The organism is Mariniflexile ostreae (genome assembly GCF_042427585.1).
In the GTDB taxonomy this organism is placed as follows: domain Bacteria; phylum Bacteroidota; class Bacteroidia; order Flavobacteriales; family Flavobacteriaceae; genus Pseudalgibacter; species Pseudalgibacter ostreae.
On record NZ_JBHMFC010000016.1, the window covers coordinates 14,174 to 38,217 of the forward strand.

The following is a 24,044-nucleotide window of genomic DNA, read 5'->3' on the forward strand; positions in this document are numbered from 1 at the left end:
AACCAAATTACCTTAAGCTTTATGTGTTTAAATTAAAAACTTTTTCGCTGCTTCTAGAGCTTCAGCAATCCCTTCTGGATTTTTACCTCCCGCAGTGGCAAAAAATGGCTGTCCGCCACCTCCACCTTGGATATATTTACCAAGCTCTCTAACAACCTGCCCGGCATTCAATCCTTTTTCAGAGACTAATGGTTTTGAGATGTAACAAGACAACAAGGCCTTTCCATCTTGTTCTGTTGCAAATAAAAGAAATAAATTTTCGAATTTACTTCCCATTTCAAATGCCAAATCTTTTATACCTGAAGCATCTAAATCTATTTTTTTTGCTAAAAACTGTATGCCATTTATTTCGGTAAGTGCAGCCTCAAGCTCCCCTTTCATGTTTTTGGCTTTATCTTTTAAAAGAACTTCAATCTGTTTTTTAAGATTAGAATTCTCTTCCTGTAAACTGTGAAGTGCTTTCACGGGTTCTTGAGCATTGTTAAGCATTTCTTTCATTTTAAAATACACCCGATCATGATCAAAATAAAAATCCTTTACTGCATCATTAGTTATGGCTTCTATTCGTCTGATTCCAGAAGCCACAGCACTTTCTGATACAATTTTAAAGTGCCATATATAAACGGTATTCTTAACATGTGTTCCTCCACAAAGCTCCATAGAGCTACCAAATCGAATGGTTCTAACCGTATCGCCATATTTCTCGCCGAACAAACTCAAAGCACCATCTGCAATTGCAACTTCTTTTGGCACATTTCGTTTTTCTATCAATGGCAAACGCCCTTCAATTCTCGCATTTACAAAGTTTTCAACATCTCGCAACTCTTCTGTAGTTAATTTTGAAAAATGCGAGAAATCAAATCGTAAATGTTTCGACCGCACCAAACTTCCTTTTTGTTCTACATGAGAACCTAAAACCTCACGCAATGCTTGGTGCAAAAGATGTGTAGCTGTATGGTTGCACTCTGTTCTATAGCGTTGTTTTCCATCGACAGCCGCTTTAAACGTTTGTTTAACATCTTTCGGTAAGTTTTTCGTAAAATGGATGATTACGTTATTCTCCTTTTTAGTATCCAATACATATACCACATCGCCATGAGGATCCTCTAAGTAACCTTTATCACCTACTTGGCCACCTCCTTCGGGATAGAATGGGGTTAAATTAAACACCAATTGGTACATATCACCCTCTTTTTTAGACGTAACCTTTCTATATCTCGTTATTTTAACTGTAGCCTCTAGGGTGTCGTATCCAATAAACTCCTCGACGTCGTCTTGTTGTAAGATCGTCCAATCATCGGTAGACATTTCACTAGCTGCACGAGAACGGTTTTTTTGTTTTTGAAGTTCTTCATTAAAACCTTTTTCATCAAGGTGCAGTCCTTTTTCCGCAAGAATTAGAGCCGTTAAATCGATTGGAAACCCATATGTATCATACAATTCAAAAGCTTTCTCGCCTAGAACGGTATTACCCGATGTTTCTTCAACAATTCTATTTAATAAAACAAGCCCTTGATCTAAAGTACGCAAAAACGACTGTTCTTCTTCTTTTATAACATTTTCAATAAGCTGTTTTTGTGTTTTTAATTCTGGAAAGGCATCGCCCATTTTTTTACTCAACACATCTACCAGTCTAAAAATAAAGGGCTCTTTTTTGTCTAAAAAAGTAAATCCGTAACGAACAGCACGACGTAAAATTCTTCTAATAACATAACCCGCCCCTGTATTACTAGGCAATTGACCATCTGCAATGGAAAATGCAACGGCACGAACGTGATCGCAGATAACGCGAATGGCTACATCTTCCGCTTCATTAACACCGTATTTTTTTTCTGTTATCACTTCAACTTCACGAATTATGGGCGTAAACACATCGGTATCATAATTAGATTGCACCCCTTGCAACACCATACATAAACGCTCAAAGCCCATTCCTGTATCAATATGCTTGTTTGGCAAAGGCTCTAGGCTACCATTGGCTTTTCGGTTGTATTGCATAAAAACCAGGTTCCATATTTCTACAACTTGCGGATGGTCTTGGTTTACCAAATCTTTACCAGGTATTTTCGCTTTTTCTTCTGCAGAACGGATATCCACATGGATTTCACTACAGGGTCCACACGGTCCTTGATCGCCCATTTCCCAGAAATTATCTTTTTTATTACCCTTTAAAATACGGTCCCGATCTACAAAGGCACTCCATAATTCGAAGGCTTCAGTATCCATAGGAAGCTTATCTTCTTCGTTGCCTTCAAAAACAGTAACATATAATATGTCTTTATCGATTTTAAAAACCTCTGTAAGCAGCTCCCAGGCCCAAGCAATAGCTTCTTTTTTAAAATAATCACCAAAACTCCAATTGCCAAGCATTTCAAATAAAGTATGATGATAAGTATCATACCCTACCTCTTCTAGATCGTTGTGCTTACCTGAAACTCTCAAACACTTTTGACTATCAGCAATACGATTGTTTTTTGGCTGTGCATGTCCTAAAAAATATTCTTTAAAAGGCGCCATCCCAGAATTTACAAACATTAAAGTAGGATCATCTTTAAGCACCATAGGTGCCGATGGAACGATGCTATGTTTTTTTTCTTCAAAAAAACTCAAAAACTGTGATCTGATATCTTGTGACTTCATATACTTCCTAAAACTCTTGGTCTAACACTTTAATTTTTACAAACACGACTTAAATTTATCATAATTTTAAGGGCAATGCTACCTATTTTAAACTTTTATCACTTAGTTTTACTAAATTTACAGTGAATAATATTTTGTAGGTTTGCTCGTTTACTTATAAAAACTGACGATTATCGTCCTAAATTGAATGCAAAAATAGTATAATTTAAGTAATGAATAAGGTAAAATATTATTACGATTCTGAATCGCTTTCTTATAGAAAAATAGAACGCAAAAAAAGAACAACGTTTAAATATGCCTTTGTGTTTTTTTTGGCCGCTGCCCTTTTTGGATTTATTACGGTTTTTATAGCAGGACAGTATGTAGAGTCCCCTAAAGAAAAAGCCCTAAAAAGAGAGCTACAGAACATGCAATTGCAATATGAGTTATTTAATAAAAAAATGGCGCATGCCGAATTGGTTTTAGAGAATATAGCAGACCGAGACAATAATATATACCGCGTTTACTTTGAAGCAAATCCTATTCCTGAAGAACAGCGCAGGGCCGGATTTGGTGGTGTTAATCGCTATAAAGACTTGGAAGGTTTTGATAACTCGAAACTAATTATTGAAAGTAATAAACGTTTAGATATTCTTCAAAAACAAATAGTTGTACAATCTAAATCGTTAGACGAAATTGCAAAACTTGCAGAAGAAAAAGAAAAACTTCTGGCTGCTATTCCAGCAATCCAGCCGGTTAGGAATGAAGATTTAAAACGTATGGCTTCTGGTTTCGGGATGCGGTCTGACCCTTTTACAAAAGTAAGAAAAATGCACTGGGGCATGGATTTTTCTGCACCAAGAGGCACCCCCATCTATGCTACGGGTGACGGTGTAGTGGTAAGAGCAGACAATAATGCCACAGGGTACGGCAACCACATTAGAATTGATCACGGTTATGGTTACGAGAGCCTGTATGCCCATTTGTTCAAATATAATGTCAAGAAAAACCAAAAAGTAAGTAGGGGCGACCTTATTGGCTTTGTGGGCAGCACAGGACGATCTCAAGCTCCTCATTGCCATTATGAAATCTTTAAAGATGGCGACCGTATTAACCCTATAAACTTCTATTACGGTAGTTTAACGGCTGAAGAGTTTAATAAACTTTTAGAACATGCGTCTTTAGAAAACCAATCTCTCGATTAATGCATATAGACCTTCCTGAAAAAAGATATTATGGTATTGGAGAAGTAGCCAAAGCATTTGGTGTTAACGCCTCTTTGATTCGCTTTTGGGAAAAAGAGTTTGATGTTATTAGACCTAAAAAGAATGCAAAAGGAAACAGGAAATTCACTCCAGAAGATATAACTAATTTAAAACTCATCTACCACCTAGTAAAAGAACGTGGTTTTACATTGGACGGTGCAAAAACATATTTAAAAGATGGAAAAAAAGAAAGACTTGCTAACTTTGACATTATTAATAAATTAGAAGATATTAAAAACCAATTAATTAAAATAAAAGACCAACTTTAAACCTTTACGATTATGAAAAAATGGATTATACCTGTAGTATTAATTGTTATTATAGCCTTTTGGGGCATGAGTGTTAACAACACAGCCGTAGGACTTCAAGAAGATGCCACCAAATCGTGGGCAAATGTAGAAAGCAGTTACCAAAGGCGTAATGACCTTATTGGGAACTTAGTTAAAACAGTACAAGGCGCAGCAGATTTTGAAAAAAGCACTTTAGAAGCTGTTATAAACGCACGTGCTAAAGCAACTTCTGTAACCGTAGACCCTACAAACATTACCCCTGAGCAATTGGCCAAGTTTAACGAAGCCCAAGGTGGGCTATCAGGTGCCTTAAAAAGCTTATTAGTAACCGTAGAACGTTACCCCGACCTTAAGGCTAGCCAAAACTTTCTAGAACTACAAAGTCAATTGGAAGGCACCGAAAACAGAATTAATGTGGCTCGCGACCGGTTTAATGAAGCTGTAGCCCCTTATAACAAACATGTTAGAACCTTGCCAAACAAATTAATTGCTGGCGTGCTAGGCTTTAATGAAATGGGGTATTACAAAGCAGATGCTGGAAGTGAAAATGCTCCAGATGTAGATTTCGAATTCTAAAAACCTATCAAACATGCCCAATTCCGTTGAGAAATTTTTAACACCAAGTGATGAACAAGATATTGTAGAAGCTATTAGAATAGCAGAATTAAACACCTCTGGCGAAATACGTGTGCATATAGAAAAAACCTCTAAAGGCGACCTAGACCGTCGTGCTTTAGAGGTCTTTCATGCTTTAAAAATGGACAACACCAAGCTTCAGAACGGCGTTCTTATTTATGTGGCGGTTGAAGATAAAGCATTTGCCATTTATGGCGACAAAGGCATTAACGATTTGGTTGAAAAAGACTTTTGGAACAGTACTAAAAACAAAATTGAAGCCCATTTTAAAACAGGGAAATTTAAAGAAGGCCTGGTAGATGGTATTTTAAATGCTGGAGAGCAACTTAAAAAACACTTTCCTTATACCGATTTAGATATCAACGAACTCTCTAATAACATCTCTAAAGGATAATCTCGCAACATGTATCTTCTTAAAACTAGTTATCAGCTTTTTACCAATACAAGACGTATAACACTTGCTTTTATTATAACCCTATTGGCTTTTGGGACTTGCTATGCGCAATTTGATATTCCGAAAAAACCAAAATCCCAAACCAGTGTTTACGATTATATTAATTTATTGTCCCCTTCAGAAAAAACAAATTTAGAACAAAAACTCATTCAGTACTCCGATACCACATCCACTCAAATTGTAGTGGCCATTATAGGGTCTACAAAAGGTGAGAACATTAATTACCTAGGGGCACAATGGGGGCAAGCTTGGGGTATTGGTCAAGCAAAAGAAGATAATGGCATTTTAATTTTACTGGCCAAAGATGATAGAAAAATAGCGATAAACACTGGTTATGGTATTGAACACCTATTAACCGATGCCTTATCCAAACGAATTATTGAAAGAGATATTATTCCCTATTTTAAGCAAAATAATTATCCCGGCGGATTAAACCGTGGAGTAGATGCCGTATTTGAAGTCTTAAACGGCGAATATAAAGGGTCGAGAAAAGTATCAGATTCTGGGTTCCCTATGGAAATAGTGTTTATTCTCGTTTTTATATTTATTGTCATTTTATCATCTATTTCTAAAAACAGGCGTGGAGGCAATGGATCCAATGGCGGTAAATCTTCTGGAGGCTTCAGTATTTTAGACGCCATTATTTTAAGCAGTATGGGACGCAGCAGTTCAGGAGGAGGTTCTTCTGGAGGTTTTGGTGGCGGGGGCTTTGGCGGCGGTTTTGGTGGTGGTGGTTTTGGTGGTGGCGGAGCTTCTGGAGGCTGGTAGCATGGTTTGCATGATTAGGGCTGTTCCACATCAAAAGCAAAATACCGCTATCTGATTTAAACGCCGTACTTTTAAAACAGCCAACAAGGCTGTTAAGACTAAGAAATAGTTAAATATGGATTGTAAAACTTATATAAGAAAGACTGCCTTTTTAGACAGTCTTTCTCGTTTTTTTATCAGCCTTAATAATTATATTGTAAAGGTGCGGTTTTTCTTGTGATCGCTGTCGTCGTAGCGCTTAACACACTCTTTATAGATTTCAATTGCAGCTTTAGCATCGCCCCAACCACCTGTATCGACTTTTTTCTTTTCTAAGTCTTTATAAACCTTAAAAAAGTGCTCTATTTCCTTTAACCTATGCGGATTTAAATCTGAAATATCATCTTTATTACTCCATATAGGATCCGAAACGGGAACACAAATAATCTTTTCATCAGGCCCTTTCTCATCGGTCATATAAAAAACACCAATAGGCCTAACTTCCATAACCACCATAGGATAAGTAGGTTGATGCCCTAAAACCAAGACATCTAAAGGGTCTTGATCTAAAGCTAATGTTTCCGGAATAAATCCATAATCACCTGGATACATCATGGAAGAAAATAACATACGATCAAAGCGTATTTTATTCAACACAAAATCATATTCATATTTATTTCTACTTCCTTTAGGAATTTCAATTAAAACATCAAATGTTACTATTTCCTTCTTTTTATCACTTCCTTTATCACTCATAATTTCTTGGTTTTACGGTCTTCGCTATAAAATGCTAATGGGTTGTTTCACGAAAACCTATCTGCTTTATTATAAAGTTTTGAACTTTTAAGCCTGCAAATATACTTAACCGTAACCCGTTGAACAATAAAACTTATTTGTTTTTATATGAATATTTCAAGAGTTTAAAATTGTTTCAACAATTACATGACATCATTTTTATATTTAAGATAAAAAAACTGATAATAGAGCATATGTATATATTCTTTGCATCAAATTAAACATGCTCTTTGCTTTTATTAAGAAAGATATAACAAACATTAACATAAACGCAAAAAAAAGATATGTGCTTATGCTATATATTCGCATTGTGAAAACAAACACAAATAGAAGGTTTTTATTATGGTCCGTATTAGGACTAATCATGCTATTGGTTTTTTCTCCATGCCAAGTTAGAAACGCTATGCAGTCTGCTTTCGGACTTGAGCAAACAAGCGTTTTAAATAAAAGCCAAACCACAGTACAGACTTCTTCTTGTGCCATTATTGACCGTTTACAAAGCTCCAATACACTCTCCAAAACCAAAACGAAAGTTACCCTTAGTTCTGGTTTAACAACCTCCTTATTTACGCTGGCCAAGTTTTTCCCAAAAAAGCAAGCGCTTACCTCTCTTACAAAATGGCATACAACCCTTCCTGTAGTTCCCTTGTATATTTTATTTAAAAATCTTAAAGTTTATCTGTAAGACCCTTTCAATATTGAAAGACAACCACCTTATGTCCTCGTTGCCATAAGATATTATTATTACAAATAGATAAACCAATGAAAACTCAACGTAAAACACTTGAGGTAAGCTATACATCCATAGTTATACTTCGGGTAATGCTTAGCCTTATATTTATTGTAGCAAGCTTAAGCCATCTTATAAACACAACCGCAGCCGTATCCAGAATTAAAAATTCGAGCATGGCATTTATAGGTCATCTTTTAGGTCCTCCTAAAGTATCTGTAATTGTTAGTGGTATTGTTATGCTTATCGGTGGCCTAGCCTTACTTGTAGGCTATAAGGCCAAATATGCAGCCCTAATGCTTATTGCCATATTGATCCCTATTACATTAACCATTCAAGTGGGACAAATGTCTAGTATAGGGCCCTTATTTAAAAACATTTCCATTTTTGGCGGACTTCTCTTTTTCGCCATTAACAAATCATTAAAACCTTTTTAAAATGAAAAAAACACGTCTGTATATTTTTGTTTTTTTAACGTCTATTTTTGGCGTTAAAGAAACACATGCCCAAAGCGATTTTAACAAAAAAAAGCAGCACTATATAGTTCTTACTAAAAAAACAGAACAATTAAACCCCATAATACTTGCCGCAAAAGCACTAGCGCTAGAGGATGGAGAAAAACATGGTGAATTCCATATCGTGGTTTGTGGGAAAACTGTAGAAGACTTAATAAATACGGTAAAGATGAAGCCCCTAATAACTATGGCCAATCAACAAGATGTTAAATTATTTGCTTGTGGTTTTTCACTTAAAAAATTCAACATCAACGCTCAGGAATTACCCCATCCTATTAAAGTGGTTGAAAATGGTATTTTATATCATTTTCAACTTCAGAAGAAAGGCTTCAAATCCATAACACTTTAAAGATATAAACATGAAAATAAACATAAAAAATGATTCAGGGCTTTTAGCTCTTGTAGTAAGACTTGTTATTGGCTGGACATACTTTTCTGCATTCTACAGAAGAACAATATTGGCCGATAAATTAGACCCCGAAGTAGCAGGGTATATTGGTGAAAAATTTAATCACTTCTTACCTAATGCCTTAGGAATAAAACCTATAATTCAATATTTAGTTGAAAACCCCGATGCACTTTTGCACGCCATGGTCACTTTTACCATAATAGAAGGTATTGTAGGCTTATTGATGATTCTAGGTATATTTACCCGTTTAATGAGCATTGGTGTGTTTGGCTTAGCCATGGGAATCCTGTTAGGTTCTGGTTGGATTGGCACCACATGTTTAGATGAATGGCAAATTGGCGTCTTAGGCATTGCAACAGGGTTTATGTTGTTTTTAACAGGCAGTGGCAAGTATTCTCTTGACAATTACCTTATTAAAAATAACATTTCAATAACAAAAAAGAAATGGTTCCCTTGGTTGGCTTCTGGTAATCTACCGATTAAAGACACTGTATTCCCTAAGTTTGTATTGGTGGGTGCTATTTTAATTTTCGGACTTACCTTATACACAAATCAAGTGTTTCATGGTGGTTTATTTGGCACATTACACAATAAATCTGTTAAGCCTAAATTGGAAATAACAGCAGGTACATTTAACAATAACCAACTATCTTTTGATGTTTATAGAACTGAAGGTGTTGATGTTTACGGGGCTTGGATTATAGGCATTGAAGTAAAAGACCAACAAGGTAGGGTGCTATTTAATCTTGAGCATGATGATCTGGCAAGTCTAAATTCAAATCAAATAGACAATTATTATATTGCAAAAGTAAAGCCAGGAAAACACAGTTTAGTTATTCCTTTAGGCTCAAAAGCAAAAATAAGTTTAGATGATATTGCTTTTGGCTCTTTCCCAAAAGGAAGCTACAGATTAAAAATTACAGATATTAGTGGTGCAAGCTGGGAGCATACCATAACGAAATAATAACGTCAAAAACACCTATATCTAATATCTAACAATCTCCTAAAAAAGGGATCAAGTCTTCTTTTTTAGGAGATTGTTTTTTATATAAAATATGCTTATTTTCAGAAAGAGCACTTTTAAAAATTAAACCCAAAAGTACCTGTAACCCCAAATTTACGGGCATCTGGATAGTTTACAGCGTCTTTATAGTTTCCTCTAAAGTTAAAGTCAATCCTAAATATCTTAAAAATATTACCCACGCCAAAGCCATATTCCCAGTAGGGCTCGTCGTTTGGTGCTACTAATACAATATTATTAGGATTGCTAGTTGTATTTAATGCTATGTTTTCTTTTGAAATTTCACCCCAAACCCCACGTAAGCTAATAATTTCGCGAAGGTTTAGTTTACGCAAGAGTGGAATTCTAGAAAAGAAACGACCATTAAAGTTATGTTCAAAATGAAAGGACGCATAGGTATCCGATACAAATTCGTAATAATCTAATTGAGAAAAAGTATTATATATTGAAAAGTACGATTGATTCCCTGGAATAGCACTTAACAAACCAAGAGGCACTTCTCCAAAAGTTTTTCCAGCCTCAATAGTGGTGTATAATCTACCTAAACCACCAATCTGCCAAGGCTGTAAATATGAAAACTGTACTTTTGTATAATCAAAATCACTTTCAAAAACACTTTTATCACCACGACTTACTTGGGCTAGAATACGAGGAAACCCATCGTTTGCCTCACTCCGTTCCACGCCATAACCTGTCATTTTACGTTTAGGAAAATAAGACACCGACAAAGTACTTTCATACTGCTTAATTTCGCTTTCCACACCATCAGGCGTGTTATAATCTAAACTAAACGTAGGCGAAGCGGAAGATAAGGTTCTATAATTGCCCCCTACTCTAAAAATAAGATTACGCAAAGGCTCCACTTCTAATGTTAAGGTGGTTAAATTAACATTGGTCAATTTATCATTTGTACCAGTACCCACAATAGATGAAGATGCTAAACTCCTTCCCAGCACATCTGTAGAAGTAGTTAAACTGGCTCCAATTTGCTCTATATCACGCCTATTGCCTCCGGATATAATAAATCTGCTTTTTTTATCAAGTAACCATTTACCAGAAATGCCGTATTTAAATTTATCATCTTTAAGACCATATGCTGTAAACCCTTCCAGTCTCCAAAGATCATTCGTACCAAAATAAGTACGACCACCAGCACGCAGCCTTATACCCTCTACCTCATTAAACCCAAAAGTGGAGAAAATAGGACCATAATCTAAAGGAAGGGTATTGAATTCTATATAGCCAGAACCCAAAATACTTCCTAAATTATAAAGCCGCTTAAATTTCTTAACTGTTTTTAGTGTATCCAGCATTTTATAAACGCCTTTTTCATCTTTATTTAAATCTTCTAGGCGGTTTTCTTTCCAAAACGCATCATCCCTATTGTATAAGTCTTTATTGTAATTATAAACCTCTTGGTCATAAAACTTTTTATCCTTTGGAACATTAAATTTATAATTTTTGTACAAAGTAGTTCGCTTACCATATACGCCTCGTGATTTTTCTTTTTTAGCAAAAGCAAAATCAGACATCATATAATCGCGTTTCACAAGAAACAGAGAATCATTTAACACTTCAAAATCTTGTTCAATATAAATTTCTTTTACCCAGTTGATATTGGCACTTTTTGAAGCTTGCAAGTTTATTTTCTTTATTGCAAATGTGGTATCGGCTACCCAGAAATTTCCTTTAAAGGTTAGCTCGTTTTTCCGTCTTGGATAATAAATAATATTATAGCACCATTTATTTTCGATAAACGAACTATCGGATAATACGTAATTATACGTGTTGATACCTGTTTTAGATAAAGGGCTCACAAAACTTTTATCGAAAAACTTCAAATAATTATCATACACATTAAAATCGGAATACAAGTCACCAATAAAATCGATAATAATTTGATTTTCACTAAAACCTGAGTTTTTATTGCCTTCTAAAACTTCTTTTTCCTTTTTTAGCTTCGTATCGCCATATACTTTAGACACTGCTTCATTAATAAAAATAGGCAAATAGGTTTTACCGGTAATTCGAGACGTATCGACTTCATTAAAAACAAACTCCATCCCTTTAAACAACTTACTAGTAATAAGCGCGCTGTCTATCGTATTAAGATCAAACTCAACTTTCTCATATTTATCGTAGTGATATTGATCAAATTGCTTAAGGCCATTTTGCCGTTTATGCTCCCAAATTTTCCTAAGGATATCTATGGCTGGATTGTTTTTTTTAGGCTGTTTTCCAGAAACAATCAGCACTTGATTTAACTGCGCCGTTTCTTCTTTAAGATTAAACTTTAAATCGTAATTTACTTTTTTATCCAAAGCTATCTGCAAGGTTTCATACCCTATAAATGAAACCGTCATAACCGGCCATGTAGATTTAGATTCTAGATAAAACTTACCTTGTTCATTCGTTATCGTGCCTTCGGTAGAGCCTTTAAATATAACATTTGCATAAGCGACGGGCTCATCAAACTCATCGAAAACATAACCACTAACTTTTGTTTGTGATATGAGAGACCATGCTCCAAAGAAAAAAAACGCAATAAGGATCCTTAATTTCATAGTAAAAAAAAACTTCATCAACAGTCCTGCTAATGAAGTTTATATAACGTGAAAATATTGTGTTTATTTATATAATACTTTTTTTACAGCTTTGATAACCTCATCTTTATTTGGCAACCATTCTGCAAGTAAAACCGGTGAATATGGTGCTGGAGTATCGGCAGTATTAATTTTTATCACTGGAGCATCTAAGAAATCAAAAGCTTCAGACTGAACAATATAGGTGATTTCTGTAGAAACGTTTCCAAACGGCCATGCTTCTTCTAAAATAACCAATCTATTGGTTTTTTTAACAGATTTTAAAATAGCTTCTTTATCCAAAGGTCTAACAGTACGTAAGTCTATGATTTCACAAGAAATACCTTCTTTTTCCAATTCATCTGCTGCTTTGTATGCTTCCTTGATGATTTTTCCAAAAGAGACAATCGTTACATCCGTTCCTTCACGCTTAATTTCTGCTACACCAATAGGAATGATATATTCGCCTTCTGGCACCTCTCCTTTATCACCATACATCTGCTCACTTTCCATAAAAATAACCGGATCGTCATCTCGTATAGCAGCTTTTAAAAGGCCTTTAGCGTCATAAGGATTAGAGGGCACCACAACCTTTAAACCAGGCGTGTTTGCAAACCAATTCTCAAAAGCCTGTGAATGTGTTGCTCCTAATTGACCAGCAGAACCTGTTGGGCCACGAAAAACAATGGGACATTTGAATTGTCCTCCAGACATTTGACGGATTTTAGCAGCATTATTAATAATCTGGTCGATCCCAACTAGAGAAAAGTTAAAGGTCATATACTCTACAATAGGCCTGTTACCCGTCATGGTAGACCCAATGGCAATACCTGCAAAACCAAGTTCTGCAATAGGCGTATCGATCACTCGTTTTGGCCCAAATTCGTCTAACATCCCTTTTGATGCTTTGTAAGCACCATTATATTCTGCTACTTCCTCACCCATTAGATAAACACTTTCATCTCTGCGCATTTCTTCGCTCATGGCTTCGCAAATAGCCTCTCTAAATTGAATTGTCTTCATTGAATATATTTTAAATCGAGTTGCAAAAATAACAATAAAACCATTAGTATTCTTAAAAGATTACTGTAATTTTACTATGCATGCATATTAAATAATTAAAATAAAATAATTAACTTCGTAGCCTATAGTTACGGCATTTACTACATAGATGACATTCAGAACGCTATATGTAGTTTATTTCCGTGTTTTATAATTATAAATATACGAATTAAAATGTTTTAATATGAAAATATTAGTGTGCATAAGCCACGTTCCCGATACAACTTCAAAAATTAATTTCACCGAAGCTGATAGTAAATTTGATACCAACGGTGTACAATTTGTAATAAACCCTTACGACGAATTCGGTTTAACCCGAGCGATGTGGTTTAAAGAAAAACAAGGCGCCCATGTTACGGTTGTAAATGTTGGAGGGCCAGAAACAGAGCCCACCTTGCGCAAAGCCTTAGCTATTGGCGCAGACAGTGCTATACGCGTGAATAGCGCAGCAAAGGATGCTTTTTTTGTAGCTAAGCAACTGGCTAAAGTAATACAAGACGGCGATTACAATCTCATTATAGCGGGCCGTGAGTCTATTGATTATAATGGTGGCACGGTACCTGGTATGGTAGCAGCACTAATAGACTCCAATTTTATAAACAATTGCATTGGTCTAGAAATAGATGGTGAAAATGTAGTGGCCATACGAGAAATTGACGGTGGTAAAGAAACCATTTCTACAACACTTCCTTTAGTTATTGGCGGACAAAAAGGCTTGGTAGAAGAAAGCGACCTAAAAATCCCTAATATGCGCGGCATCATGACGGCGCGCCAAAAGCCATTAACGGTTTTAGAACCTACACCAGACGGTGCGCAAAGCACATCGGTTTCATTTGAAAAACCTGCACCTAAAGGCGCAGTTACCTTAGTGGACGCAGATAATTTAGATGAATTGATAACCCTACTTCACAACGAAGCAAAGGTAATCTAAGGCCCAAAAATACAGCTATAAATTCCTAAATTATTGGCCTTTGTTGCCATTAACTTTCGGGATTGAATCTTAAAATTTAAAAAAATATGTCAGTTTTAGTATATACAGAATCCGAAAACGGTAGCTTTAAAAAAATCGCTTTTGAAGTGGCCTCCTATGCCAAAGCCGTTGCAAATGCACTAGGAACAACAGTAACTGCGGTTACCATCCATGCAGACGACACATCAAAATTAGGCGCTTACGGTGTGGATAAGGTTTTAAACATAAACCTTCCCGATTTAAAAACTTTTGATGCCAAATTGTATGCCGCCGCTATTAAACAGGCTGCAGAGAAAGAAAGCACTAAAGTTATTATTCTCAGTTCTAGCATAAACAGCAAATACTTGGCACCGCTACTGGCTATTGGTTTACAGGCTGGCTATGCCTCTAATGTAGTTCAAGCCCCCATAAGCACGGCACCATTTAAGGTAAAACGTTCTGCCTTTACCAATAAAGCTTTTGAAATTACCCAAATAGATACAGATATTAAAATTATTGGTGTTTCCAACAATTCCTTTGGTTTGGTAGAAAACAATGTTAGTTCGGAATCTGAAGATTTTGAGCCATCATTACCAAGTTCTGGAATAAACGTAACATCTGTAGATAAAGCCACCAATAAAGTATCCATTGCCGATGCTGAAATAGTGGTTTCTGGTGGTCGCGGTTTAAAAGGACCAGAAAACTGGGGCATGATTGAAGAACTTGCCGAAGTTTTAGGAGCAGCCACAGCATGCTCTAAGCCCGTATCAGATTTAGGTTGGAGGCCACACGGTGAACATGTTGGACAAACCGGAAAGCCTGTTGCCTCAAACCTATATATAGCTATTGGCATCTCTGGTGCTATACAGCATTTAGCAGGCATAAATGCTTCAAAAGTAAAATTGGTAATCAACAACGACCCCGAAGCTCCTTTTTTTAAAGCTGCAGATTATGGCGTTGTAGGCGATGCTTTTGAAGTTGTTCCAAAACTTATAGAAAAATTAAAAGCTTTTAAAGCCCAGCAATAAATTATTTTTTTATAAATTGTATAACCAAATAAGGACTGTTTAAATTTATTTTTATACCTAAAACTGCATGAAGCAGTTGGTAAAGTCTAAATTTAAACAGTTCTTTGCGTTTTTAAATTTATGAGCTTAGTAAGATTAAATATTAAAGGAATTTCATACAGTCAAACACAAAATGGCGCCTATGCACTCATTTTAAATGAAGTGGATGGCGAACGTAAACTCCCTATTGTTATTGGGGCCTTTGAAGCACAGTCTATTGCTATTGCTCTTGAAAAAGAAATTAGTCCGCCACGACCGCTAACCCATGATTTGTTTAAAAATTTTGCCGATCGGTTTGATATTGTAGTCAAGCAGGTCATCATCCATAAATTGGTAGATGGTGTTTTCTATTCTAGTTTAATTTGTGAACGTGATAAAATTGAAGAAATTATCGATGCACGCACCAGTGATGCCATTGCTTTAGCACTTCGTTTTCAAGCTCCGATTTTTACCTACAAAAACATATTGGATAAGGCAGGGATCTATCTTAAAGTAGACCGAAAGAAAGAAGATGAGTCTACCCAAGACAGTATTCTGGTAGATGATCTTTTAGCAGATGAAATGGAGCCTACCAAAACATCAACTACGGAAAGCTATAAAACGAAAAGTACAGAAGAGCTTCACAATATGTTAAATGAAGCAGTTGCCAATGAAGATTATGAAAAGGCTGCCAATATTCGTGACGAAATCTCTAAACGCTAATCTCCATTTTCAATTAGCGCTTTAGACCAGGCGTTAGTGTTTTTTAAAACACTTTTATTTTAAACTGGAAAGACGGACTTCTTCTATATTTATAGTGATTTTTAAATCTATTTTTATTTATTCAAAAAAATAAAGTTTTTACACCTCTTTAGCTATGCAACAATACCATGACTTAGTACAGCACGTTTTAGAAAACGGCAACGACAAAGGAGATCGTACAGGCACGGGCACCAAAAGTGTTTTTGGGTATCAAATGCGTTTCGATTTAAGCGAGGGTTTCCCTATGGTAACCACTAAGAAACTTCATTTAAAGTCTATCATTCATGAATTACTTTGGTTCCTAAAAGGCGATACTAACATACAGTACCTTACAGAAAACGGTGTACGCATATGGAATGAATGGGCCGATGACAAAGGCGACTTAGGGCCTGTTTACGGCCATCAATGGCGCAACTGGAACAATGATGAGATTGATCAAATAAAAGACATTGTCGATACGCTAAAGAGCAACCCAAATAGCAGGCGCATGATGGTTTCTGCATGGAACCCTTCAGTATTGCCAGACAGCTCAAAATCTTTTTCAGAAAATGTTGCTAATGGAAAAGCCGCTTTGCCCCCTTGCCATGCCTTTTTTCAATTTTATGTTGCCAATGGCAAATTATCCTGTCAGCTTTACCAACGCAGCGCAGATATTTTTTTAGGAGTGCCGTTTAATATTGCATCTTATGCTTTATTTACCATGATGATGGCTCAAGTTTGTGGTTATGAAGCTGGAGATTTTATCCATACGTTTGGAGATGCCCATATCTATAGCAATCATTTCGAACAATTGGAACTCCAACTATCTAGGACATTGAAGCCGCTTCCAAAAATGATTTTAAATCCTGAAATAAAAGATATTTTCGAGTTTAAATTTGAAGATTTTACATTAAAAGATTACGACCCACACCCTCATATTAAAGGGGCTGTTGCTATATAAAAAAAACGCTTTCTAATTTTATATTTAGAAAGCGTTTTTTTTTATAAGATAGCCTTTATTTTTACAAGGCATAAGATCGACCACCTCTTGTTTCACCAGCTTTCCCCAGACTATTGAATTTCCAACTAAAACTAAGCATAAAATATTGCTGCAAAACAGTACTTTGTGAGTCTTGAATGTAGTTATCTGTAGCCACACGAATAGCATTTGTACTCTGATTCAACAAATCATACGCTTTTAAACTGACCATCCCCTGCTCTTTAAGTACTGCATATGCCAAAGTAGCATTCCAAAACCAAGCACTTTTCTGAAAACCAGGAGCAATATTTGGATTATGGTTAAACTGGATATTATTTCGCCATTCAAATCCTTTTGGTAAAAAAGTAGCTGTATTTAAATTTAGCGAATGGTTGATGAATTTTTTATTCTCAAAACGTTCAATATCATAAGATGTTTTATTAAAGGCCAATCTGTATCTTGGATTAAATTCCATAACATCTTTCCAAATAAAGCGCATACTGGCCGAAGGGGTAATAGACACGTTTTTACTGGCATACTGAATCGTATTGCTAAAATTTACCGTGCGATTAAGCCCTGGTCCCATACCAATATTAAACTGTATGGTTCTTAACGAATCTACCGCCACCTTTTTACTATACGCGATATAACCATTATAGCGGTAAGAACCATTCACGTTTGTATACGTTGTTTGTTTAACAAGAGCTTTATTAATTGTTGATTTTGAAACCACTTTATCCTCTTCAAAATAGGCATTTAAATACCCATAAAAACCAGATCCCTTTTGAAAATCATAGGCATTGTAGCGCATATATACCCGATGGTTCTTTTCTGGATTCAAATTAGGGTTTCCAACAACCGTATTTAAGGGGTTGGACACATTTTTAAAGGCCTGCAGTTGCGTTAGTCCTGGCGCATCGCTATTTAATGAATAACCAAGCCCAAAAGATTCTTTTGAACTAAACTTATATCGGAGCCTATACCGCAGCTCCATGGCATTAAAGTCACGGCTTAAGTTAAACATAGGTCTCAGGTTGTCTTTACTTTCTAAAGTTCTGGATACATATTTCGCTTCTACACTTGTTGATAGTTTTTCATTTCTAAATTCTAGCTTCACCGAAGGTTTAGACGTTTCGTTTACATATTCAAAAGCCGTGCTTAAGTCTGTATTAAAAAGCGTGTAAGAATGAGCAATACTGTCTTTATCAAAAGTACTTTTTATATCCTCCTGTTTATTTCGATTATAGTCGTATTTTAAATCCACAAAAAAAACATTACCTACCAATGGCAACCTGTAAACCAGGTTAGAATTGAAATTACTAACCTCTTTTTGCTCTTCCGTTTGTTGATTTCTAGAAATAGTCTCTGGATTATCTCCATAAACATGGGTTTCAGAGTTTAAAAAATCATGTCTTTCCCTAGTGTTAAAACTGTTTCTTATTCTAAACTTCAAGAAAGCACCTCTAGACCCAAAGCGTTTGGTCACATTTATATCATTATCAATAGATTTGGCTATGGTTTCCACATTAGAATTTGATGTAGACTCATTAGTTACCACATCCATTTCATTTTTAGAGTTCTCATGTTGCGAAAAAACGGTCTGATTTTTAGAATATTTAGCTGAAGGCTTGATATGAATCAACAAGGTAGGATCTACTTTTATATCATATTCTAAATTCATACTATGATTTTCGTTATCACTATATGAATTGGATTTTAAATCTGTAAAATAACGTGAGTCTGGTAAAATATTTTCCCTTTTTCTTGTGGATTGATTTTCAGAGTTACTTCCAGAGTAAAAGTAATTTGCAGAAAACTCTTTTCCTTTTCCAAATTCATCGGCATAATTTGCTCCGATATTTTTAGATTCTGTAATGCCTTGTCCACCCCCAAAGGACCTACTGTCTATACTGCCTCCAAACATTTTACGAATTTCCCCAAAACTAAAACCGGGGGAATTAACATTGTTGCCCCCTGCCAAAACACTTATACGCTGGTTATTGTTAAATTTATTGAACATGCCCGCAAACTCATATCGATTATCGGTACCTGCTCCAGCGGCCACACGTCCAAAAACACCTTTATTATGTTCTTCTTTAATAACTAAATTCACGGTTTTACTCTCCCCATCCACAGTTTCGCCAGTAAATGCTTGATCTTTAGATTTAGTGTCCAAAATCTGTATTTTCTGTATAATGTCTTTGGTTAAATTTCGGGTAGTTATTGTAGGGTCATCGCCAAAAAAAGGTTTGCCGTTTACGAATATCTTATCTACATCCTTTCCATTTACTTTGATATTGCCTTCTTCATCAATTTCAACGCCAGGAAGTTCTTTTAACAAATCTTCCACATTAGCATCTTTTTTTGTTTTGAAAGAACTTACATTAAACTCTAAAGTATCTTTTTTAATGGTAATTGGAGCTGTAGACCGTATGACCACTTCATTTAAAGCATGACCATCAACCTGCATGTTAATGGTATTTAAATTAATTTTAGATTTATCGAGGGCTATAATTTTAGAATACGTTTGATACCCTACATAAGAAATAGAAAGTTTTAACTGTTTATCGTGTGACTTGTTTTCTAATAAAAAAAAGCCATTTTTATCTGCAATCGTATAGGTTACGAGAGTACTATCTTTAATACGCTCTAAATAGACCGTTGCAGCTTCTAAAGGTATGCTATCTTCTTCAGAAATCAATGTTCCTGAAATTTCAAAAGCTTTAGATTGCCCATAACCCCATGTGATGAAAAATAACATTGTACAAAACAAAAAAAACCTCATTACTAAACTGATTTTCAACATTAAAACAAAAATACCCCGCTAAAATCGAGTTGTTGTTAAAATAATTTTAAAATAAAAACCGCTTGTTGCCTATCTGGCAATAAAAAGCAATCCCTTATCGATTTTTAAAATCTATTTATGACTTATAATGCGTTTTAATCTACTGGGGTTTCTATAATTTTTCTAGCATCTTCTGGACTTGTTTTTTGTTTCCCTGTAAGAAGATATATGATCATACCAGCATCTGAGGGGTCGAAATCCCCCTTTTTCACACAGGTCAGCTGTCTTTTATACAACCAATCTAATTGGTTTGCGACTGTTTCTGAAGCAAGGCGAATGGGCGATGTTTTAATCCAATCGAACATCGCCATTGGTGCTTTCATGCCTTCATAATCTTTCCCTCCATTTTGATCCACTATTCTATCAAGAATAAGTCCTGCTTCTTCAAATTCTTCTTTAATATCATTCCAAGTCCAACCTGAGTGTTGCTCCCATTCGTATGGTTTGTCGGCATGCCTATCGTTCCAATTGGAATGCGAAATTAACCTAACATATTTTAATTTCGTTTTTTTAGCGTTTGCAATGGCACTACCTACAACATGCATAGGCCCTGCAGCCACAATCGTTAATGGATTACTAGCTTTAGATTTATTAATTTCTTTAACAATAGCTGTTATGGCTTTGGTAGAATCTGCTACAGCTTCTATAAAATTACTATTCTTAAAATTAAAAATCTTCTGTCCTTCCAATGCACTGATCTGCATTTCTTTTAATGCATTTTTCTTAGCATAATTGCTCCCCCAAATATGATCACTAAACGTGTAAACAGTCAGTTTGTCTTGAAGTCCTCTGGCTGCTAACAATGCTAAGGTAAATGGTGTTGCTGCCCAATCATCATGATCGTGTTCGTTTCCATCTGAACTCACTACAATGCGACCTATTGAATAAGGGATGGTCTGTGAAAAAACATTCGAACTTAAAATCGAAAAAACACTAATAATCAACATCCTAAGCTTTATCATATTTAAAATTTTATAGATTATACAATTCCTTGTTTTTTGATTTCAAAAAAAAATACCGATTACAGAACGAATCTATAATCGGTATTAAATAAAAAAACAATATCGGCACACCAATAATTAGTTTTTATTTACTGCAACAGCATCCTTTTGTTTAGAGTTATTCAACTTTTTTAAACGTAGTAATGCTTCCATATAATAATAATCTGCATAAATTATAGGAACATCGATTTCTGAGTTTTTAGGATAATGTCCTGTAGAATGCAATAGCAAAGCTTGATTTACATCGCCACTTAAATAATTATTGGTAGACAACTCTTCTAAATAGCTTTCAGCAGCATTAAAATACTTTTGCTGTAAAGCTTCATCTTTCACCAATTCTGAAAGCTCTAACAAACCGCATGCCGCAACTGCTGCTGCAGACGCATCTCTAGGTGCGTTTGGTATTTTAGGATCATCAAAATCCCAGTATGGAATACCATCTTCTGGCAAGCGATCCATATAGTGGTCTGAAACCCTAATGGCCGTATCTAAAAAGGCTTGCTCTCCAGTTTCTCTGTACGCCATAGCAAAGCCATAAATGCCCCATCCTTGGCCTCTAGCCCACATAGATTCGTCTGCATAGCCTTGATGCGTATAACCTCTTAAAAACTCACCTGTACCCTCATCAAAAGACCCTACATGATATATAGAATTATCCTCACGTACAATATGTTCCATCGTTTTCTCTGCGTGGCTTTTTGCTATATCATACAAGCTCTTATCTCCTCCATTTTTAGCTGCCCAAAACAACAACTCTAAATTCATCATGTTGTCGATAATAGTATTGTATTTATAATTATGCATTTGGCTGGGCCAAGACAAAATCGTTCCTACTTTAGGATTATATAACGTCGCTAAAGTATCGGCTGCAGAAAGCAAGATATCTTTATACGCTTCGTTTCCAGTTAATCTATAACCATTACCATAGCTGCAATACACCATAAACCCAATATCATGATTATCAGCAGGAGCATATGCTATTTTTTTAAGCGGATTGGTAAAACTTTCAGCTTGTTCTTTTAAGTATTCATCGCCAGAAGCCTCGTAAGCATACCACAGCACACCTGGCCAAAAACCACTACACCAATCTTCTACATCAACAAAATTCCAATTGGTTTTATCGTTATCAATATTTCTCGGAAAACTATCTACACTAGACAGTGTTTTGACGGTTTCTTTAGTTTTTGAAACATTTAAGTCTAAAACTGTTTGAGGATTAAATCCTGAAACCTCCTTCTCTGAGGATGTTTCTTTTTTTGTCGAGTTACAAGCCAACACTAAAAATGCAGCTAAAACTAAAAAGGGCTTTATTCTATTCATATCATTAGGTTTAAAAAAAATCATGTTTTAATAATCTACAGAAACATATTTAATGCGTTTTCTACTTTTTAGGGCCTAAAAAAACCTATAAATTAAAACATTCAAAAAACGTATATTTCTGAAAGGCAATTTTAATTAGAATGCCCTATATCAATAATAAATTATCATCCAAAGACTATAAAACATCACTCTTTTCGGTGTATTTAGCAGTGTACTCCTTTGTTTTCTATGGTTTCCAAAAAAACACTGCTAATTCGAGCACATATTACCCCCTTATATAAATATTTAGAATTGACTAATTCCTGTCTGCTGTAAAAACAAAATTCTTGTATTAATTAATTGTTTTTTGGAACAAAATTCTCAGGAATGGTTAATGGCAAAAACCAATTATCTGGATTCATTAATTTTTGTTGCACTTGATTTGCTGTAGCCACATCGCCAACCGTTCCAAATTTACTAGCCACAGCGTCTGCTAATATGCTTGGGTTATTATTACGCATTGAAAAACGAAGTAAATCTTCCCATCGCGTACCTTCAAAGGCTAATTCTAAAGCAGCTTCATTAAGAATAAGTTGTCCAACGGCTTCAATGGCATCCATTTCACTTAAATTAGGATCCACGCTTACAGCTGCCATATCCACTCGCCCTCTAATGCCTTGGTTTCCAGCGGTAGGTACCCCACTAGAATTAGCGGTATAATACTCCCCTATTGGAAAGTTTAAATAAGGTTCAACATTAGTAAATAAGGGCGCAGCGTTTGCTGGCTCTGTAGTATTAAAAATTCCATTTACAATTGCTAAAGCTTGCTGTGGGTAGCCCGCGAAATTAATAGCCTCTGCAAAACGAAGATAAATTCTTGCTGCTCTGTTCCAGGTAAAATACTCATAATTATACTTGTAAATTCTAGCTGTTTCCTCTGTCCAAGAAAAATTTATGACGCCTACAGTGCCCGTAACAGAGCCTAAAAGCCTATTATCTCCTGGGAATTGAGGTAATTCTGAATCATAAGGCACCCCTTCAAAACTTTTCTTCTGAGAAAGCCAATTTTGTAATATTAATGCAGAAGGTTTCATTTGTTTTGTAATGATGTCAAAACCACCATTTGGTTGTCTATACTGATCGCTAAAAGCGACGTAATTGATGATTTCTTGTGAAGCGGGAAGCTCCAAACTAAAAATAGAAGGCCAACTAGTTGTAGTACTGTACTTTCCACCACTAAGCGTTGTATTTACTGTGTAAGCTGCTAAATTATAAAGAGAAGCACCACCGTCTACATTTTTATCTAAAAAGGCTTTATAATGTATAGCTGCTGATACATAATTTTTTTTCCATAAATATAAATCGCCTAAAAGCACATCGTTATCGGGTATCATATTAAATATATTATAGCCCAATGAACTTTCATATTTTGTAACATTTTCAATACCTGTAACAGATTCTAAATTTAGGATCAATTGATCGATTCCCTCACTAAATGTAAGCAAGGGATATTCTTCTTTTAAATGATCTGTAGTTGCAATAGGTTTTGTAATATAGGGCAGCTTACCGTAATGAATTAGAATTTGCATTTGTGCCCAGGTTCTAATACGCATAATAGAAGCATAATCGTCTTCTAAAACCCCATCATAAGCTTCTATATCCATCCCCTTTAAAGCAAAATTGCAATTGTTAATGATAGAAAACAATATGGATGGATCTACATAACTATTGTCTGCGGTTATATTATGGGCATTGATTTGCCTAAGATCATCTTCCGTATCGGGAGTAACATCTACTAAATCGGCCCTCATTTCGCCAAGCGCTACATATTGCCCAACGATATCTTGCATTTGTGATAGCACTCCAAATAGTGCGGATCTCGCATCTAACTTATCATCGCCTAAATAATCTTCTTCTAACAATACTTCTTCGGGTTCAACGTCTAACAGACTTTCACAAGACGTAAATAAAGCTAAAGTAACCAGTAGGCTTAAAAAAATATTTGTATACTGTTTCATGTGTTTTTTTTTAATGATTTCAATCTTCGTATTCCATAAAA

The 24,044-nt window shown here is 35.5% G+C and carries 21 protein-coding genes; 13 read left to right on the plus strand and 8 right to left on the minus strand.

What is annotated here, in order from left to right; translation table 11 throughout:
- Window positions 1-27: 27 nt before the first annotated feature.
- On the minus strand, window positions 28-2,640 hold the full coding sequence (alaS, locus tag ACFFU9_RS05290) for an alanine--tRNA ligase (RefSeq protein WP_379860351.1): 2,613 nt from the start codon (window positions 2,638-2,640) through the stop codon (window positions 28-30).
- Between the two features lie 212 nt (window positions 2,641-2,852).
- On the opposite strand from alaS, the gene ACFFU9_RS05295 reads away from it, so the two are divergent.
- The 5 genes from ACFFU9_RS05295 to ACFFU9_RS05315 are packed head-to-tail and all read left to right on the plus strand — an operon-like array spanning window position 2,853 to window position 6,032.
- Window positions 2,853-3,824 carry a M23 family metallopeptidase gene (locus tag ACFFU9_RS05295; RefSeq protein WP_379860352.1) on the plus strand — a complete coding sequence of 324 codons (972 nt, stop codon included), beginning with the start codon at window positions 2,853-2,855 and terminating at the stop codon, window positions 3,822-3,824.
- A complete protein-coding gene (locus tag ACFFU9_RS05300; protein ID WP_379860353.1) occupies window positions 3,824-4,153 on the plus strand; it encodes a MerR family transcriptional regulator in 330 nt (109 codons plus the stop codon). The genes ACFFU9_RS05295 and ACFFU9_RS05300 overlap by 1 nt, the downstream gene beginning before the upstream one ends.
- Before the next feature lie 12 nt (window positions 4,154-4,165).
- Window positions 4,166-4,750, plus strand: coding sequence for a LemA family protein (locus ACFFU9_RS05305; protein WP_379860354.1), 585 nt, complete (start codon window positions 4,166-4,168; stop codon window positions 4,748-4,750).
- A gap of 13 nt (window positions 4,751-4,763) precedes the next feature.
- Window positions 4,764-5,204 carry a TPM domain-containing protein gene (locus tag ACFFU9_RS05310; RefSeq protein WP_379860355.1) on the plus strand — a complete coding sequence of 147 codons (441 nt, stop codon included), beginning with the start codon at window positions 4,764-4,766 and terminating at the stop codon, window positions 5,202-5,204.
- Between the two features lie 9 nt (window positions 5,205-5,213).
- Window positions 5,214-6,032 carry a TPM domain-containing protein gene (locus ACFFU9_RS05315; RefSeq protein ID WP_379860356.1) on the plus strand — a complete coding sequence of 273 codons (819 nt, stop codon included), beginning with the start codon at window positions 5,214-5,216 and terminating at the stop codon, window positions 6,030-6,032.
- A 189-nt stretch (window positions 6,033-6,221) separates the two neighbouring features.
- Here ACFFU9_RS05315 and ACFFU9_RS05320 read toward each other — a convergent pair whose 3' ends face one another.
- Window positions 6,222-6,767 (minus strand): inorganic diphosphatase, encoded by a 546-nt coding sequence (locus tag ACFFU9_RS05320; protein WP_379860357.1) that lies wholly within the window; start codon window positions 6,765-6,767, stop codon window positions 6,222-6,224.
- Between the two features lie 349 nt (window positions 6,768-7,116).
- Between ACFFU9_RS05320 and ACFFU9_RS05325 the strand changes: the two genes are divergently transcribed.
- The 4 genes from ACFFU9_RS05325 (at window position 7,117) to ACFFU9_RS05340 (ending at window position 9,424) form a co-directional block, all read left to right on the plus strand.
- Complete coding sequence (locus tag ACFFU9_RS05325) at window positions 7,117-7,491, plus strand: hypothetical protein (RefSeq protein ID WP_379860358.1); 375 nt, start codon at window positions 7,117-7,119, stop codon at window positions 7,489-7,491.
- A gap of 77 nt (window positions 7,492-7,568) precedes the next feature.
- Window positions 7,569-7,973, plus strand: coding sequence for a DoxX family protein (locus ACFFU9_RS05330; protein ID WP_379860359.1), 405 nt, complete (start codon window positions 7,569-7,571; stop codon window positions 7,971-7,973).
- Between the two features lies 1 nt (window position 7,974).
- Window positions 7,975-8,400: a DsrE family protein gene (locus ACFFU9_RS05335; RefSeq protein ID WP_379860360.1), complete on the plus strand. Its 426-nt coding sequence runs from the start codon at window positions 7,975-7,977 to the stop codon at window positions 8,398-8,400.
- 10 nt (window positions 8,401-8,410) lie between these two features.
- A complete protein-coding gene (locus ACFFU9_RS05340) occupies window positions 8,411-9,424 on the plus strand; it encodes a TQO small subunit DoxD (protein ID WP_379860361.1) in 1,014 nt (337 codons plus the stop codon).
- A 116-nt stretch (window positions 9,425-9,540) separates the two neighbouring features.
- Here ACFFU9_RS05340 and ACFFU9_RS05345 read toward each other — a convergent pair whose 3' ends face one another.
- Together ACFFU9_RS05345 and ACFFU9_RS05350 are read right to left on the minus strand one after the other, a co-directional pair.
- Window positions 9,541-12,045: a DUF5686 and carboxypeptidase-like regulatory domain-containing protein gene (locus ACFFU9_RS05345; RefSeq protein WP_379860362.1), complete on the minus strand. Its 2,505-nt coding sequence runs from the start codon at window positions 12,043-12,045 to the stop codon at window positions 9,541-9,543.
- 63 nt (window positions 12,046-12,108) lie between these two features.
- On the minus strand, window positions 12,109-13,086 hold the full coding sequence (locus ACFFU9_RS05350) for a pyruvate dehydrogenase complex E1 component subunit beta (RefSeq protein WP_379860363.1): 978 nt from the start codon (window positions 13,084-13,086) through the stop codon (window positions 12,109-12,111).
- Window positions 13,087-13,309: 223 nt separating this feature from the next.
- Between ACFFU9_RS05350 and ACFFU9_RS05355 the strand changes: the two genes are divergently transcribed.
- From ACFFU9_RS05355 to ACFFU9_RS05370, 4 genes are all read left to right on the plus strand, one after another.
- A complete protein-coding gene (locus ACFFU9_RS05355; RefSeq protein WP_379860364.1) occupies window positions 13,310-14,056 on the plus strand; it encodes an electron transfer flavoprotein subunit beta/FixA family protein in 747 nt (248 codons plus the stop codon).
- Between the two features lie 86 nt (window positions 14,057-14,142).
- Window positions 14,143-15,102: an electron transfer flavoprotein subunit alpha/FixB family protein gene (locus ACFFU9_RS05360; RefSeq protein WP_379860365.1), complete on the plus strand. Its 960-nt coding sequence runs from the start codon at window positions 14,143-14,145 to the stop codon at window positions 15,100-15,102.
- A gap of 120 nt (window positions 15,103-15,222) precedes the next feature.
- Window positions 15,223-15,843 carry a bifunctional nuclease domain-containing protein gene (locus ACFFU9_RS05365; protein ID WP_379860366.1) on the plus strand — a complete coding sequence of 207 codons (621 nt, stop codon included), beginning with the start codon at window positions 15,223-15,225 and terminating at the stop codon, window positions 15,841-15,843.
- Between the two features lie 154 nt (window positions 15,844-15,997).
- Window positions 15,998-16,822 (plus strand): thymidylate synthase, encoded by an 825-nt coding sequence (locus ACFFU9_RS05370; RefSeq protein ID WP_379860367.1) that lies wholly within the window; start codon window positions 15,998-16,000, stop codon window positions 16,820-16,822.
- Window positions 16,823-16,883: 61 nt separating this feature from the next.
- Here ACFFU9_RS05370 and ACFFU9_RS05375 read toward each other — a convergent pair whose 3' ends face one another.
- From ACFFU9_RS05375 to ACFFU9_RS05390, 4 genes are all read right to left on the minus strand, one after another.
- On the minus strand, window positions 16,884-19,601 hold the full coding sequence (locus ACFFU9_RS05375) for an outer membrane beta-barrel protein (RefSeq protein ID WP_379860368.1): 2,718 nt from the start codon (window positions 19,599-19,601) through the stop codon (window positions 16,884-16,886).
- Window positions 19,602-19,780: 179 nt separating this feature from the next.
- On the minus strand, window positions 19,781-20,647 hold the full coding sequence (locus ACFFU9_RS05380; RefSeq protein WP_379860369.1) for a hypothetical protein: 867 nt from the start codon (window positions 20,645-20,647) through the stop codon (window positions 19,781-19,783).
- 117 nt (window positions 20,648-20,764) lie between these two features.
- Entirely contained in the window at window positions 20,765-22,006 is a 1,242-nt protein-coding gene (locus tag ACFFU9_RS05385; RefSeq protein ID WP_379860370.1) for a glycoside hydrolase family 88 protein, read from the minus strand.
- Window positions 22,007-22,341: 335 nt separating this feature from the next.
- Window positions 22,342-24,003 carry a RagB/SusD family nutrient uptake outer membrane protein gene (locus ACFFU9_RS05390; RefSeq protein ID WP_379860371.1) on the minus strand — a complete coding sequence of 554 codons (1,662 nt, stop codon included), beginning with the start codon at window positions 24,001-24,003 and terminating at the stop codon, window positions 22,342-22,344.
- Between the last annotated feature and the right edge of the window lie 41 nt (window positions 24,004-24,044).